This window comes from Streptomyces sp. CA-210063 (genome assembly GCF_024612015.1).
Taxonomy (GTDB): Bacteria; Actinomycetota; Actinomycetes; order Streptomycetales; family Streptomycetaceae; genus Streptomyces.
Window position 1 is genome coordinate 5,202,331 of the sequence record NZ_CP102512.1, and the last position, 15,705, is coordinate 5,218,035.

14 protein-coding genes are annotated in these 15,705 nt (G+C 70.6%); 8 read left to right on the forward strand and 6 right to left on the reverse strand.

The window, feature by feature from the left end; genetic code table 11:
• Nucleotides 1-66 precede the first annotated feature (66 nt).
• The 4 genes from JIX56_RS22555 (at nt 67) to JIX56_RS22570 (ending at nt 2,972) form a co-directional block, all read left to right on the forward strand.
• Nucleotides 67-255, forward strand: a complete 189-nt coding sequence (locus JIX56_RS22555) for a hypothetical protein (protein ID WP_257543017.1) — start codon at nt 67-69, stop codon at nt 253-255.
• 130 nt (nt 256-385) lie between these two features.
• A complete protein-coding gene (locus JIX56_RS22560) occupies nt 386-964 on the forward strand; it encodes a dihydrofolate reductase family protein (RefSeq protein ID WP_257543018.1) in 579 nt (192 codons plus the stop codon).
• A gap of 99 nt (nt 965-1,063) precedes the next feature.
• Nucleotides 1,064-1,267: a hypothetical protein gene (locus JIX56_RS22565; protein ID WP_257543019.1), complete on the forward strand. Its 204-nt coding sequence runs from the start codon at nt 1,064-1,066 to the stop codon at nt 1,265-1,267.
• A gap of 130 nt (nt 1,268-1,397) precedes the next feature.
• The gene (locus JIX56_RS22570; protein WP_257543020.1) at nt 1,398-2,972 is read left to right on the forward strand and encodes a HEAT repeat domain-containing protein; all 1,575 of its coding nucleotides are present in this window, start codon (nt 1,398-1,400) and stop codon (nt 2,970-2,972) included.
• 86 nt (nt 2,973-3,058) lie between these two features.
• Here the strand turns inward: JIX56_RS22570 and argG are convergent, their stop codons facing one another.
• From argG to JIX56_RS22595, 5 genes are all read right to left on the reverse strand, one after another.
• Nucleotides 3,059-4,513, reverse strand: a complete 1,455-nt coding sequence (gene argG, locus JIX56_RS22575; protein WP_257543021.1) for an argininosuccinate synthase — start codon at nt 4,511-4,513, stop codon at nt 3,059-3,061.
• Nucleotides 4,514-4,681: 168 nt separating this feature from the next.
• Nucleotides 4,682-5,278 (reverse strand): 3'-5' exonuclease, encoded by a 597-nt coding sequence (locus tag JIX56_RS22580; RefSeq protein WP_257543022.1) that lies wholly within the window; start codon nt 5,276-5,278, stop codon nt 4,682-4,684.
• A gap of 76 nt (nt 5,279-5,354) precedes the next feature.
• The gene (locus JIX56_RS22585; protein WP_257543023.1) at nt 5,355-6,737 is read right to left on the reverse strand and encodes a serine hydrolase domain-containing protein; all 1,383 of its coding nucleotides are present in this window, start codon (nt 6,735-6,737) and stop codon (nt 5,355-5,357) included.
• A gap of 177 nt (nt 6,738-6,914) precedes the next feature.
• Nucleotides 6,915-7,823 carry a hypothetical protein gene (locus JIX56_RS22590; protein ID WP_257543024.1) on the reverse strand — a complete coding sequence of 303 codons (909 nt, stop codon included), beginning with the start codon at nt 7,821-7,823 and terminating at the stop codon, nt 6,915-6,917.
• A 43-nt stretch (nt 7,824-7,866) separates the two neighbouring features.
• On the reverse strand, nt 7,867-8,757 hold the full coding sequence (locus JIX56_RS22595) for a class I SAM-dependent methyltransferase (RefSeq protein ID WP_257543025.1): 891 nt from the start codon (nt 8,755-8,757) through the stop codon (nt 7,867-7,869).
• A 110-nt stretch (nt 8,758-8,867) separates the two neighbouring features.
• On the opposite strand from JIX56_RS22595, the gene JIX56_RS22600 reads away from it, so the two are divergent.
• Nucleotides 8,868-9,347 carry an Lrp/AsnC family transcriptional regulator gene (locus tag JIX56_RS22600; protein WP_257543026.1) on the forward strand — a complete coding sequence of 160 codons (480 nt, stop codon included), beginning with the start codon at nt 8,868-8,870 and terminating at the stop codon, nt 9,345-9,347.
• 36 nt (nt 9,348-9,383) lie between these two features.
• Here the strand turns inward: JIX56_RS22600 and JIX56_RS22605 are convergent, their stop codons facing one another.
• On the reverse strand, nt 9,384-10,274 hold the full coding sequence (locus tag JIX56_RS22605; protein ID WP_257543027.1) for a hypothetical protein: 891 nt from the start codon (nt 10,272-10,274) through the stop codon (nt 9,384-9,386).
• A 216-nt stretch (nt 10,275-10,490) separates the two neighbouring features.
• Between JIX56_RS22605 and JIX56_RS22610 the strand changes: the two genes are divergently transcribed.
• The 3 genes from JIX56_RS22610 (at nt 10,491) to JIX56_RS22620 (ending at nt 15,681) form a co-directional block, all read left to right on the forward strand.
• On the forward strand, nt 10,491-14,399 hold the full coding sequence (locus JIX56_RS22610; protein WP_257543028.1) for a glycoside hydrolase family 2 TIM barrel-domain containing protein: 3,909 nt from the start codon (nt 10,491-10,493) through the stop codon (nt 14,397-14,399).
• A gap of 821 nt (nt 14,400-15,220) precedes the next feature.
• Nucleotides 15,221-15,424 (forward strand): hypothetical protein, encoded by a 204-nt coding sequence (locus tag JIX56_RS22615; RefSeq protein ID WP_257543029.1) that lies wholly within the window; start codon nt 15,221-15,223, stop codon nt 15,422-15,424.
• Nucleotides 15,421-15,681 (forward strand): hypothetical protein, encoded by a 261-nt coding sequence (locus tag JIX56_RS22620; protein WP_257543030.1) that lies wholly within the window; start codon nt 15,421-15,423, stop codon nt 15,679-15,681. The genes JIX56_RS22615 and JIX56_RS22620 overlap by 4 nt, the downstream gene beginning before the upstream one ends.
• Nucleotides 15,682-15,705 lie beyond the last annotated feature (24 nt).

Consider the following 15,705-nt stretch of genomic DNA (forward strand, 5'->3'; position numbering starts at 1 on the left):
ACGCGATCGTGGAAGTCACGAGGTCAAGCCGATCTCGCCGGTCCTCCCCCGAAAGGCGAAACTCCCATGAAGGCCCTGCTCGGCTCGAAGCCCGTCCTGTGGTTCCTGTTCCTCTTCAACCTCACCGTCGCCGCGGTCGCCCCCTTCGCCGTCGACGGCGCCCAGGGCGTGGCCACCGCCGTCGGCATGGGTGTCGTCTCGCTCGGCGCGGGCGCCGGCCTCCTGCGCGGCCGGGGACAGGGGCAGGGCGCCTGAGCGGTCTCCCGCGCGGCGATGAGTTTCGGCGGCGTACCGGGTCTGTCTGGTGCCGGGTCTATCCGGTACCGGGTCTGTCTGTCCGTACGGACGCAGTCGCAGACACATACACAGACGCACAGGAGATGTGATGGGCACCGTGGTGATGCACAACGTCGTATCCGTGGACGGCTTCATCGCCGACGCGAACGATCAGGTCGGCCCGCTGTTCGACTGGTACTCCAACGGCGACGTCCCGCTCGGCGGTGTCGGCCAGGCCAAGGTCTCGAAGGTCTCGGCCGAGTACGTCAAGCCGATGTGGGCGGGCCTCGGCGTGCTGGTGGTCGGCCGGCACGTGTTCGACATCACCAACGGCTGGGAGGGGACGCCTCCGGCGGGCGAGCACATCGTCGTCGTATCGCACCGGCCCAGGCCCGAGGGATGGCACCCGGATGCCCCGTTCCACTTCGTCGACGGTGTCCCCGAGGCGATCGCGAAGGCCCAGGAGCTCGCCGGCGACCGCAACGTCGGCGTGGCGGCGGGCGACGTGGGCGGCCAGGCCTTCGCGCTCGGCCTGGTCGACGAGGTGGCCATGGACGTCGTCCCCGTCGTCTTCGGCTCCGGCAAGCGGTACTTCGGCTCGACCGACACCCAGCACCTCCTCGACGACCCGCACACGGTGATCCGGGGCGACCGGGTCCTCCACCTGCTCTACCGGGTACGCCGCTAGACGACGGGCTCCAGGCCTCGCCTGCGTCGCCTCGCCTCCGTCGCCTCGCCTCGCGGCGCCTGAGAGGATGGCGGACCACCGTACGAAGAGGGGTCGAGCATGCTCGTGCTCATACTGTCCGTCGTCGTCCTGCTCGCCATCGGCGGCTGCGGCTGCGTCTTCTGGGCGGCCCGGGGCGACGCCCCGCGCTGGGCGCGCGGTGTGGCCAAGGCGACGCTGCTCGGCAGCGAACTTACCCGCAGCGCGAGCGGCAAGTCCCGCACCCAGAGCGGCCAGGACATCTCGAGCAGCTCGGACAGCTAGCGAGCACTGCCCGGCCCGTCTCCCGGCCCGTCGCACCGGACCACCGTGCAACTCCTTCGCCCCCTGAACAGTCGTCCTCGTCGACGGATCTCTCCGACCGGGGAGTTCAGGGGATCCAAAGGGGGAGCGCATGGGTGGCGGCGGCGAGAACGACGGCAACAACGGCGGCAAGGACGGCGGCACAGGCGGTGCGGCACATCAGATCGCCTTCTTCTTACGGGAGTTGTCGGCGGCAGAACCGGGGCGGAGAGCGGCGGCCGTCAAGGGGCTCGGGCGGCTGGGGCGGTGGGACGAGCACGGTGATGTCGTCGTGCGGGCGGCTCGGGACGCCGAGGCCGAGGTGCGGGCCGGGGCGGCCGACGCGCTGGGACGACTCGGGGATGCCGGGGACAGCGGGGCGGGCGCGGTGGTCGTCGAGCTGATGGGGGACGCCGATCCGCAGGTACGTCGTCGCGCGTCGCTCGCCGCCGAGCGGCTGGCGCTCACCGGGCCGGCCGTCACCGAGGCGTTCCGGCGGCTGCTGCTGGACGACTCGGACTGGCATCTGCGGCTCAACGGGCTGCTCGGGCTGAGCAGTCGGGAGGATACCGTCGACATGGCGGTGTACGTACGGCTGTTGGGCGAGCGGACGCCGTACCTGTGGGGCCCCGCGCGGAGGGCCCTGCTCGCCTCGCTGCCACGGAAGCCCGCACTGGACGAGGTGCTGCGCACCGCGGAGCACGGCCACGGCCTCGCTCGCGTGCGGGCACTGGAGATGCTGCCCGCGGAGGACATCCGCCGCATGCGCGACTCACTCCTCGCCGGCCTGCGCGACGAGTCCCCGGACGTCCGGTCGGCGGTCGTGCGCCAACTGTCCAAGGACCGGCGGCCGAGCACGGCCGACGCCCTGCTGTCGGCACTGGAGGCCGAGACCGACACCGACACCGCCGCCCTGCTCCTGCGCACCCTCGGCCAGTGGAAGGAGACCCGCGCCGTGCCCGCGGTCGTGCGCTGGCTCGACCGTCCGGGGACGGGCTCCATCGCCGTGCAGGCCCTGGTCGACATCGGTACACCGACGGCGGTCGAGTGGCTCAGGGCGACAGTCGCCGCCACCCCCGGTCCCGAGGCGGGCCCCGGTCTCGGTCGTCCCGAGGTCCGGGCGGCCGCCGCCACCGCGCTGGGCGAACTGGCGGCCACCGGGTCCACCCTGACACTGCTGGCGCTCCTCCACGATCCGGACGAACGGGTGCGGGCCGGAGCGGTGGACGGTCTGCGGCTGCTCGGACGGCGCAGGCTGCGGCGCCGGCGGCGGGGCGCGAGGGCCGAGGCCCTGCTCGGACTGCTGACGACCGACGAGCCGATCATCGGGCACACCCGCGACGCGCTCAGCGAGTATCCCGAGACCCGCCCCGCCCTACGACGCCTGATCGACCACCCGTCCGACGAGGTCAGGGCGGCCGTCCTCTCCCTCCTTGACGAGGACGACGACGGAGACGTAGCCCTCTTCCTGTCCCACCTCGACGATCCGTCCGAACCCGTCCGCCACCAGGCGCTGGTGGGCATCGGACGCTACGTCTACTGGTACGAGGAGCTGCCCGACGCACCCGACGGGCTCGATCTGCTCGGCGTGATCACCGCGCTCTCGCGCTCCCCCGCCGTCTCCCCCCGCACCCGGTATGAGGCGGGCCGCCTCCTCGACGAGCTGAAGGGCTACGGCGTCGTCTGACCGCGGCGAAGGGCCGGTCCGCGAACGGGAGAGGCCGGCTCGACGGGGTGGATGTCGAGCCGGCCTCCCTCGGTACCGCAGGCCGGTCAGTCCGTGCCGGACTCCATCGCGGCGCGGTCCAGCAGCGCGTCCTCCGCGGAGACCTCGCCGCGGGAGGCGATCACCTCGGCGCCGCCCTCCGGCAGCTCCGGCATGGTGCCGATGAGGCCGGTCGCGGCCGCCTGGGAGGCGCCGATGGTGGGGCTGCCGGTGCCGATGAGGCCGAGGCCGGCGTACTGCTCGAGCTTGGCGCGGGAGTCGGCGATGTCGAGGTTGCGCATGGTCAGCTGGCCGATGCGGTCGACGGGGCCGAAGGCGGAGTCCTCGGTGCGCTCCATGGAGAGCTTGTCCGGGTGGTAGCTGAAGGCGGGGCCGGTCGTGTCGAGGATCGAGTAGTCCTCGCCACGGCGCAGGCGCAGCGTGACCTCGCCCGTGACCGCCGCGCCGACCCAGCGCTGCAGCGACTCACGGATCATCAGCGCCTGCGGGTCCAGCCAGCGGCCCTCGTACATGAGGCGGCCCAGGCGCCGGCCCTCGTTGTGGTACTGCGCGACGGTGTCCTCGTTGTGGATGGCGTTGACGAGGCGCTCGTACGCGGCGTGCAGGAGGGCCATGCCGGGGGCCTCGTAGATGCCGCGGCTCTTGGCCTCGATGATGCGGTTCTCGATCTGGTCGGACATGCCGAGGCCGTGGCGGCCGCCGATGGCGTTGGCCTCCATGACCAGGTCGACGGCGGAGTCGAACTCCTTGCCGTTGATCGTCACCGGGCGGCCCTGGTCGAAGCCGACGGTCACGTCCTCGGTGAGGATCTCGACCTCGGGGTCCCAGAACCGGACGCCCATGATCGGCTCGACGGTCTCGATGCCGGTGTCCAGGTGCTCCAGGGTCTTGGCCTCGTGGGTGGCGCCCCAGATGTTGGCGTCGGTGGAGTACGCCTTCTCCGTCGAGTCCCGGTAGGGCAGCTGGTGGGCGACCAGCCACTCGGACATCTCCTTGCGGCCGCCGAGCTCGGTGACGAAGTCGGCGTCGAGCCAGGGCTTGTAGATCCGCAGGTGCGGGTTGGCGAGGAGCCCGTACCGGTAGAACCGCTCGATGTCGTTGCCCTTGAAGGTGGAGCCGTCGCCCCAGATCTGGACGTTGTCCTCCAGCATCGCCCGCACCAGCAGCGTGCCGGTGACGGCACGGCCGAGGGGGGTCGTGTTGAAGTACGCCCGCCCGCCCGAGCGGATGTGGAACGCGCCGCAGGTCAGCGCCGCCAGGCCCTCCTCGACCAGCGCGGCCCGGCAGTCGACCAGGCGCGCGATCTCCGCACCGTAAGTCTTCGCGCGGCCGGGCACCGAGGCGATGTCGGGCTCGTCGTACTGGCCGATGTCAGCGGTGTAGGTGCACGGGACGGCACCCTTGTCGCGCATCCACGCGACCGCGACCGAGGTGTCGAGCCCGCCCGAGAAGGCGATGCCGACGCGCTCGCCGGCCGGAAGAGAGGTGAGGACCTTGGACATAGGAAGATTATGCACGCTGACGCATGATCATGCAAAGGCCGAAGGTGATACCGAAGGTGATTCAGGTCCCACGGGCGAGAGGGGGCTCGGTGACGAGGCCCGAGGCCCGAGGCCTGACGGGCCGACCGGATCGGGCGTGCGCCGCACAGACCCCGGCCCCCACCCCGGCTACAGGAACAACGCCTCCGGCAGAGTGGCCCCCTCGTCGGACAGGTGCCGCAGCGCCGCCGCGATGGAGTGGCAGTCGAAGAGGGCGGAGTGTTCGTCGCCCGGGGCGGGGCGGGTGAGGCCCAGGACCTGCCACAGACGGCCCGAGTTGATGGCTGCCGTGGCCGGGGCGACGGTGTTGAGCCAGGGGCGGATGTTGAGGAAGCCGGGGGTGAGGGCGTTGTGCTTGATCTGCTCGCCCCGGGCGCGGGCCCAGCCGATGTTCTCGCCGAGGACGAGCATGTCGTTGCCGTAGGAGAGGACGGACCGGCCCTGGCAGAAGGCGAGGAAGTCGCTCAGCGCCTGTGCGGGTGGGAGGCCGTCCCGGTCGACGGCCTGCTGGTCGATGCCGGTGAGGTCGGTGAAGAACGGCGAGAGGCTCGGGTTCACCACCGGCCGGACCAGCGTCTCGTACTCCTCGACGACGGAGTACTCCTCGTCCAGACGCAACGCGCCGATCTGCACGATCTCCCGCAGCCGGCCGGGAGCCGACCAGTCCTGTTCCATGGCCCCCGGCCAGGTCGTGAACTCCAGGTCGAAGATGACGAAGGTGGGCAAAACGCTACTCTCCCTGCGGTGCGAGGGCGGTTACGGAAGCGTTCTACCCACCAGCGGCCGTGACTCCGGGACCGGGTTACCGGTTCGGGGCCACGTTCGGGGCCACCGGCCGGCCCCCGGTGGACAGGTCCACGCCCAGCAGGCCGTCCGGAAGGGCCCGCTCGGCGTCCGCCGCCGCGATCCCGGACTTCAGCGCCGCCCCGGACCCCTCCGCCGCACTCGTCTCCGGTGTCGGGCAGAGCCCCTCGACGAGGTGGATGTTGATCGCCTCGTCGATCGGGCTCGGTTCCAGGGCCGTACCGTCCGCGTTGAGGCGCTGGTACTTCATCAGGTTCCAGCCCATGGACAGCTGACGACCGCCGTCCGCCCTGGTGAGACTGATGGTGCCGGCGCCGAAGACCGCTCCGTCGTGGCCCCAGAAACGCCCGCAGCCAGGGAGTTCGACGGTGTAGATGCCGAGGCCGTAGTCGATGGTGGCGTTCGGGTCGCCCGCCACCGACACCGGAACCGTGCGCTGCATCTCGGCGAGGGACGCCCGGCCGACGAGGTCGCCGGCGAGCAGCTTGCGGTAGAAGCGGTTGAGGTCGTCGGTCGTGGAGACGATCGCTCCGGCGGTGTAGGCCCAGGACATGTCGTAGACGCTGTAGTCGCGGGGCGGGTCGATGAGACCGTAGAAGGACTCGTACATCTTGGGGTGCGGGCCCTTGATGTACGGGGTCCGCGGGAACGAGGTGTGGTCCAGGCCGGCGCGGTCGATCACGTGGCGGGTGAGGTACGCCGACGCCTTCTGGCCGGTGACCTTCTCCAGGATCAGGCCGGCTATGACGTAGTTGGTGTTCGAGTACGAGCCCGGCTGCGCGCCGGGGCGGCCGGTGGCGGGGGCCGCCAGGCCCAGCCGTACGAGTTCCCCGGGGCTGATCGAACGGAAGCGCCCTTCGTCGAGGCCGGCGGTGGAGTTCTGGGCGAGGGAGGGGAAGGCGCCGAGGATGTAGTCGCCGATGTGGCTGGTGTGGTTGAGGAGCATGCGTACGGTGATGGCGTCACCGCGCTCCCGGTCGGCGGCGGTCCCGTCGAACAGCTCCGGGACGTAGTCCGTGACCGGGGCGTCGAGGCTGATCCGGCCCCGCTCCACCTGCTGCAGGATCGCCACCGACGTGAACGTCTTGCTGATGCTGCCGACGCGGTGCCGCATGTTCGGGGTGACCTTCCGGCCCGTGTCCACGTCGGCCGACCCCGACGCACCCGTCCAGCGCTCACGCCCGTCACGCACCGACGAGTACGTGCCGTACATACCGGCCTCGTGGATCGCGTCCAGCGTGCCGCGCAGCCCGTCCCGGTCCAGTCCGGCGGGCGCCGGGGCCGTGCCCACGTCACCGGGCGCGGCGGACACCGCGGGCGCCGTGGTGACGAGCAGAAGTGTGGTGCCCAGTGCGGTCCCGACGAGACGCTTGATGCGCACGGCGTGTCCCCCTCGATCCTGACGTTCCCGATGGCCCGGGGTCGGTCAACTCCCGGGCCCTGTCAGGTGATTGTCACGGGCTGTCGGTGCGCCTTACATCCTTCGCGTGGACGATCACGTTCACAGCGGGGCCATGACATCTGTCATGGCCCCGCGAACATCAGCGAAGGATGGGTGTCAGAGGCCGTACCGGTACTTCAGGTGGCGCCAGAAGTCGCGGAACATCCACTTGTCGAACTCGGTGATCTGGGTGGCGCTGCCGGCCTTCATGAGGAAGCAGCACTGGCCGGTGGGGGTCCAGTCGTAGAAGTCGTCGAGGCCGAAGGTGTGGCCGACCTCGTGCAGGTAGATGTGGATGTTCTCCTGGGCGAGGGCGCCGGTGAAGTAGGCGCGGCCCATGCGCTGGCCCCAGTCGCCGCCGGCGCCGCCGCCGAAGCCCTCGGTGAGCCAGAGGGACTGGTCGTAGTGGCGGGCAGCGCCGCCGGGACAGCGGGAGTAGTTGCCGTCCTGGTGGAAGAAGCGGCCGCAGTCGGGGGCGCACTGTGGGGCTCCGCCGCCGTCGAGCATGTTGGTGTAGATGTCGACGGAGTTGTCGGTCCACTGGAGGGTGGAGCGGTTCTTCACCGCCCAGCCGACGATGTTGACGGGGACGTTGGTGTACGGCCAGGCGTTGTGGCCCGCGCCGTTGTCGACCATCGCCGCCATCCACTTGCCGAACTGCTTCTTCAGCGCGGCGTGGATCTGGTCGCGCAGGGTCGCGCTGACCGGCTGGTCCGACTCCCAGCGGACGCAGTAGTTGACGCTTCCGCGGTTGGCCATGATCTGGTCCCAGCCGTAGTTGCGGAAGCCGTACAGGTCGCCGTACGTGGACTCGACGTGGTTCCAGACCTCGTTGAGGGGCTGGACCAGGTTCGAGGGCGGGTTCCAGACATCCGCCGCGGCGGCCACCGCGTCGGCCTGGGCCTGCGTCCGGGCCGATCGGTCGTTCGCCGCCTGCGCCACGGACGGGGTCGTCAGACCGGGTGCGAGCAGCATGGCCACGACGGCGGCGAGGACGGTGAGCAGTCTTGTGATGCGGGTGCGCATGGTGAACTCCCTTGGTGGGGGCGGGATTTCACGTGCCTTGACGTCACCCTGTGGTCGCCGCCGACCGCCCGGAGGTTGCCGCGCGTTCCAACGCCACGATCCGCATGCCTCCCGGGCCCGTCCCCTCCCGCGTGGGACGCAGCCCGGCGACACGGAACTGCTCCAGCACCCAGGCGTGGGAGAGCCGCAGCTTCCGGTAGCTGTGGGCGTCCATGGCCCAGTCGCCGCCGGAGCCGTCCCGGGTGTGGATCAGGTCGTGCACGACGACCGTGTAGTCGTCGTAGTCGGCCGGGTACTCCAGGAAGCAGGTCATGATCCGGTCCTCGGTGGCACGGACCGGCAGGAAGCGGTCCGTACCGGTCAGCGGGACCGTCAGGTCGCGGTAGCCGAAGACGGCCGTCCCGCCGGGCGCGAGCGCCTGAGCGACATCGGCGAACAGCGCGGCCACGTCCCCTCTCGTCGGCAGATGGGTCAGCGTGTCACCGAGACAGACGATCGCCGCCGCCGAGCCCGGACGGACCAGCTCCGGCAGCGCGGTACGCACGTCCGCCCGCACCGGACGCACCGCCGGCGACTCGGCGGCGTGTGCGGCCAGTTCGCCCAGCAGCGGCTCGCTCAGGTCGACGGCGAGCACGGAGTCGAAGCCCAGCCCGGCCAGGGCGAGGCTCGTGTGCCCCGGGCCGCACCCCAGATCCACGGCGAGGCCCCCTGCCTGCCCGGGAACCACACCCCACTCCGCCAGGAACGCACGCCGGGCCTCGGCGAGCGAGAGCAGATCACCACCCAGCATCCACGTGTAGTGCTGGGCGAGAAACCGGTCGTAGTGATCGACGGCGGTCGTGGCGATCCCGGACGTCGTAACGGTCGTGGCGGTTGTAACGGTCGTGGCGGTCGTCGCGGTCGTCGCGGTCGTGGCGGTCGTGGCGGTCGTCATGAGGCACGCATCCCCTTCGTATCCGGCAGGCGAAGGGGAATCTAGAGCGGGATACGGCGATACGGACGGCCTGCCGAACCATATTCGCCGTGCCCTGGAAAATGGCGGCCATGGACGACACTGATTCGGCGATCCTCAGCCATCTGCAGCGCGATGCACGGCTCACCAACCGGGAGTTGGCCCGCCTCGTGGGCATCGCACCCTCCACCTGCCTGGAGCGGGTCCGGGCCTTACGGTCGCGCGGCGTCATCACCGGCTACCACGCGGCCGTGCAGCCCCGGCTGCTGGGCCGCTCGCTCCAGGCACTGGTCTTCGCCCGGCTGCGCCCGCTGAGCCGGGACGTGATCTCCGGCTTCGAGGCGTATCTGTCCCAACTTCCCGAGGTGGTCTCGGTCTTCGTGGTCTCCGGCGACGACGACTTCGTCGTGCACGTGGCCGTACCGGACATCGACCGGCTGCACGCCTTCCTCATGGACCGGTTCAGCGCCCGGCGGGAGGTGGTGAGTTTCCGCAGCTCGGTGATCTACCAGCAGACGAACGTGCGGGTGCTGACGCCCTTGGACGGCCACGAGTACGGCGGGGGCAGGTAGGCGGGGCCGCGCCCGGCCCCAGCTCACAGCCGCCGCTCACTCGACTCGCCCCGCCCCCACAGCTCGGTCACCTCCCGCCTCCCCGAACCGCGCCAACGCCACCCCACCCCCCACACAGCACACGAACCCGGCCACCGCCAGCCACCCGTACCCGTCCCGGGTCGTGTCGCCGAGCCACGCCACCCCGAACACGCCCGGCCAGACGGTCTCGCAGATCACCATCGCCGCCGTGGCCGCCGTCACCGAGCCGGACTGGAGGGCCTGGACGAGGAGGAGGTAGCCGCCGAGGCCGGAGACGACCACGGCGTACGCGGACGGCTGGGCCAGGACGTCGGGGACGGTCCCGTCCGGCAGCAGGCGGACCGCGATCGCGGTGAGGCCGAAGCTCAGGCCCGCCGCCGCGCCGAGCACCACGGCCCGGCCCCGCCGCAGCCGCCCGCCCACCACCCAGCCGCCCGCCACGACCAGCAGCGACGCGCACAGCACCGCCACCCGCAGCGGGGTGTCGCCGTGTCCGTCCCCCGCGTGCCCGGCGGACACCGCCAGCGTCGCAAGACCCAGGCATACGACGGCCACCGCACCCCACTCGGCGCGCCGCAGCCGCAGCCCCAGCACAGCCGTCCCGACCACCGCCGTGACCGCCAGCGACGCGGCCACCGCCGCCTCCACCAGGAACAACGGCACGAGCCGCAACGCCACCACCTGGGCCCCGAACCCGAGCGTGTCCAGTCCGGCCCCGGCGAGAAACGGCCACCCCCGCAACACCGCCGTCACCGCATGCCACCGCCCCCGCGCCGCCCGGCTCCCCGCGCCCTCGCCCTCGCCCGTGTCCCCGCCCGCCGCCCGCCGCGCCCCCAGCGCCTGCAACACCGTCGCCGTACCCATGCAGACCGCCGCGCACAGCGCCAGCGTCACACCCTCCACCATGCGGGCACAGTAAGGGCGGGACCCGGTCCCACCCGCGCGACACCAGCGGGGGCACCCCTCAGGACCGCACAAAGTCCGACAGATTCATTGCTCCGCTTCTGTTCGAAGTCCTAGGGTGGGCCCGGTTTTCTCACATCACCGGACAGCATCCGACGCTCCTCGTCCCACACGTCTCCGTACGTGCACCCCCCTGTCGTCGCGAGGAAGGCCCCGGCAATGCACCACCCGCACCCGCACCCCGTCAGTCGCCGTCGTCTCCTGGAGGGCGGCGCCGCCCTCCTCGGAGCCCTGGCCCTCCCCCGCGGAGACGCCTACGCGGCCCCCCGCAGTGGGACGAAGGCCGACGGCACCCCCGAGTGGTCCGGAAACATCGCCCTCTTCCAGGTCGGCGCGGAGCCGCCCCACACCACCCTCATGCCGTACGCGGACGTCAGACAGGCCCTCAGGGCCGACCGCACCGACTCCCCGTACCGGGTGAGCCTCGACGGCAGGTGGAAGTTCGCGTACGCGGAGCGGCCCGACGACCGCGACCCCGACTTCTACGGCACCGACATCGACGACAGCGGCTGGGACACCATCCCGGTGCCCGCGCACTGGCAGCTGCACGGCTACGACCGGCCGATCTTCGTCAACATCACCTACCCGTGGTGGGGGCCCAACGGGCAGGGCGAGGAGGCCCAGCCGCCGGCCGCGCCCACCCGGTTCAACCCCGTCGGGCAGTACCGGCGTACCTTCACCGTCCCGGCGGACTGGGCCGGGCGGCGTACCTTCCTGCACTTCGAGGGGGTCAAGTCCGCGCACTATGTGTGGGTCAACGGAGAACTGGTCGGCTACGCCGAGGACTCGTACACGCCCGCCGAGTACGACATCACCCCGCATCTGAAGCCGGGCCGCACCAACCACCTCGCCGTCGAGGTGTACCGCTTCTCCGACGGCGACTGGCTGGAGGACCAGGACATGATCCGGCTGAGCGGGATCTTCCGCTCGGTCTACCTCTACTCCACGCCCACCGTCCGCCTGCGCGACTTCAAGCTGGAGACCCCGCTCGGCGACGACCACACGTCCGCCGAGCTGTCCGTCACCGCGAGCGTGCGCGGATACGAGGAGGGCGGCGTCGGCTCGTCGTACTCCGTCGAGACCCAGCTCTACGACGACCGGGGGCACCCGGTCTGGTCCCGGCCGTTGCGGCAGGACGTCACCGTCGGCGCCCCGGGCGAGGACGTGACCGTACAGGCCGCCAGAGCCGTCCCGTCCCCCGCCCTCTGGTCCGCCGAGCACCCGAACCTCTACACCGCCGTGCTCCGGCTCCGCGATCCGGGCGGCAAGGTCGTGGAGACGCTCTCCCACCGCGTCGGTCTGCGCGAGTTCGCCCTCAAGGACGGGCTGATGCGGATCAACGGGAAGCCGGTCTCGTTCCGTGGCGCCAACCGGCACGAGATGCATCCGGACCGAGGCTCGGCCCTCACCCGCGCGGACATGGTGGAGGACATCCGCATCATCAAGCGGATGAACATGAACTCCATCCGCACCTCCCACTACCCGAACAACCCACTGTGGTACGAACTGGCGGACGAGTACGGCCTGTATCTCGTCGACGAGACGAACCTCGAGACGCACGGCATCCGCGACCGCTTCCCCGGCAACGACCCCGACTGGTCCGCCGCCTGTGTCGCCCGCGCGCAGAGCATGGTCCACCGCGACAAGAACCACGCCTCGGTCGTCATCTGGTCGCTCGGCAACGAGGCCGGCGGCGGCAGCACGTTCGTGAACATGCGGAACTGGATCAAGTCGTACGACACCACGCGCGTCGTCCAGTACGAGGGCGACGACCGGCCGACGATCAGCGACATCCGCTCGGAGATGTACGACAACCCGGCGCGCGTCGAGCAGCGGGCGAAGGACACGAACGACACCCGGCCGTACGTGATGATCGAGTACGCGCACGCGATGGGGAACTCGAACGGCAACCTGACGAAGTACTGGGACCTCGTCCGGCGCCACGACGTGCTGCAGGGCGGCTGGATCTGGGACTTCGTCGACCAGTCGCTGCGCTGGCCGACACCGCGCCGGAAGCTCTTCACCGAGACCGGGCCGAAGGCGCTGCGCGGCGAACTCCTCAACTCCTCCGGCACGTTCGACCGCAAGAAGGGCGTCTCAGCCGCGACCGTCTTCTCCCGCGACCCCTCCCTCGACCTCACCGGCTCGCTCACCCTCGAAGCGTGGATCACCCCTCGCCACACCGGCTACCACCAGCCGATCCTCGCCAAGGGCGACACCCAGTACGCGCTGAAGCAGAGCGACAAAACCCTGGAGTTCTTCATCCACGGCGGCGGCCAGTGGGTGAGCGCGAGCTGGGCCCTGCCGGACACGGGCTGGACGGGCACCGAGCACCACATCGCCGGTGTCTTCGACGCGTCGACCGGTTCCCTCACCCTCTACGTCGACGGGGAGGCGAAGGCCACCCGGACCACCACCCGGCGGCCGAACAGCACCACCGCGCCGCTCTCGCTGGCCACCGATGTCGACAACGCGACGCGGGAGTTCAGCGGCACGATACGCCGGGCACGGGTGTACGCCCGTGCGCTGAGCACCACCGAGCTGGCCTCCGGTGACCGAGGTCCCGACGACGACGGCGTCCGCTTCTGGTTCGACGCGGCGACGGTCGAGGTCCACGAGAAGAAGCCGAAGGAACGTACCTTCTTCCCCTACGGGGGTGACTGGGGCGACAACCCCAACGACGGCACCTCCAGCGCGGACGGCATCGTCACCGCCGACCGCCGCCACACCGGCAAGGCGACCGAGGTCAAGCAGGTCTACCAGGCGATCAACACGGCCCCGGCGCCGGGCGACGACCCCCGGGTGGTCACCCTCACCAACGAGTACCTCTTCACCAACCTCCGCGATTTCAAGGGGAGTTGGGCGCTGGTCGCCGACGGCGAGGTCGTCCGGCACGGCCGCCTCACCGGCGCCCAGCTCGACGTCCCACCCCTCTCCGCCAAGGACATCACCGTCCCCTTCCGCCTCCTCTCCTCCCCCGCACCCGGCACCGAGTACTTCCTCCAGCTCTCCTTCACCACCACGGAGTCCACCCCGTGGGCGCAGGCCGGCTTCGAGGTGGCCAAGCAGCAACTACCGATCGACGCGGGCAGCCCGGCGGTGACACCGGTACCGCTGACGAGCGTGCCGACGCTGACGTACGAGGACGGTGAGGGGAGGGTGACGGTCACCGGGAAGGGCGGCCGTGGGACCGCCGGCTTCTCGGTCGTGGTCGACAAGGCCACGGGCACGATCACCTCGTACGAGGCGGGCGGTACGCGGCTGGTGGATACGGGCCCCGTGCCGAACTTCTGGCGGGCGCCCACCGAGAACGACCTCGGCAACGGCCAGCACACCCGCAACCAGACCTGGCGCGACGCGGGCGCACAGCGCGAGGTGACCGACGTGAAGGTACGCCCCCTGGGAGACCGAGCCGTCGAGATCAAGGTCAGCGGCACCCTGCCGACGACCGTGGAGTCGACGTACACCACGACGTACACGGTCTTCGGCAACGCCGAGATCAAGGTCGACAGCACCCTGCACCCGGGAGCCGCGTCCCTCCCGTACATCCCGGAGGTCGGCACCCTCCTCCTGCTCCCGCGCCGCCTCGACCGGCTGCACTACTACGGCCGCGGGCCCGAGGAGAACTACTGGGACCGCAAGGACGGCACCGACGTGGGCCGCTACTCCGGCACCGTCGCCGACCAGTGGACCCCGTACATCCGCCCCCAGGAGAACGGCAACAAGACCGACGTACGGTGGGTCGCGCTGACCGGCAAGAACGGCTCCGGCCTGCTCGTCTCCGCCGAACCCGGCACCCTTCTGGAGTTCAACGCCTCCCACTTCACCCCGGAAGACCTCTCCCTCGGCGCCCGCCACGACTACCAGCTCACGCCCCGCGACGCGGTCGTCCTCCGCGTGAACCACCGCCAGATGGGCGTCGGCGGCGACAACAGCTGGGGCGCCCACACCCACGACGAGTACAAGCTTTTCGCCAACCGCGACTACGCGTACACGTATCGGCTGCGGCCGCTGGGGGGTGTGGACGAGGCGATGGGGGCTTCGCGGCGGCCTACGGCTACGGAGTAGCGAGCTGCCCTCGGTGACGGCCCCGCCTCAGCTCTTGGCGAGGCCGTCGGTCTCGACGCCCTACCCATCCCTCGTGGCCGCGCGCCCTCCAGCCCGACTGGTTTATGCAAGAACGCGCATAGTCATAGTCATGCATGGACGCAAAGCGTCGCCCCCTCTACCGTCGTTGCACAAACGGCCCAACCAGGGTCAAGGGCAAGGGATTTTGGCACGGAGGTCAGCGTTTGACCGGCGCCTCTCGCACCTGGCTCAGCCCTTTTCTCCACTGCCGTCCTGACTCAGGCCGGAGGTCCGGTCAGAGACGCGCAGGGTCGCCTCAGTCACCCCCACCTGGTCCATCGGCGAGCTGAGCCTTCTCGGGCTTCGCGATGACGAACACGCCCTTGCCCTGGACCCCCTGAACAATTCGGGGTGATGCTCTCCCGGTCAATCTCGATCACGCGTTTGAGCGTAAAAGGCCGACCCAGGACAGCATAGGCCGAGCATGCACGTATAAGGACGTACCAAGTTGCGCCACGGCCGGAGGCGGCAGAAGGAGACCCCACGACGGGTGCGACCGACGCTGTTGGCGAATCTGCGCAGAGAGCGCCAAGTGTCCGCTCAGTCCCAGCGACACGCCGTACGCCCAGCGTGTCGCTGGGACTCAAACGACAGTTGCGGTCGCCGATCGGATTCGCCAACAGCATCCGGGTGCGACCCATGGTCCGGCCTTACCTGGTCGCCGTCGAGCGGGAGTGCGCCCGGCGGACCCGCAGCCGTGGCCGTACACCGAGCTGCCCGTCATCACCGCTTCACACGCGGCAGTTCGCGGAGGTGTGCTGATGGCCGACCGACAGACCAGGGCCGCAACCCGGTGCGCCGAGATTCCCATGCTGCGTGCCTACCGGCTGTGGTTCGAGCACACCCGCACGTGCGACAGCGGTTGCAAGCGCGTCCACAAGGCACAGGACGGCTGCGAGACGGGACGGGAACTGTGGGGCACGTACCGCCTCGCGCGAATCGGGAAGGACGGGGCGACACCATGAGGTGGATCACCGAACGCACCCCTGCGCGGCCCGTACACCGGACCGACGACGACCGTCTCGCCGTACCACTACGGCTGACCCGCACCGGCGAACACTCCGCCGACACCGAACTGACCCTCACCCTCGCCGAAGCCGAACACCTCCACGCAGCCCTGTGCCGCGCCCTCGACGGCCACCCCGCACCAACGGCCGCACCCGACTGCCGACAAACCGTCCAGGCCTCACCCGGCACCGCCCACATCGTGGGCCGCGCGTAACGCGTACGCGCGGACGACACCGCA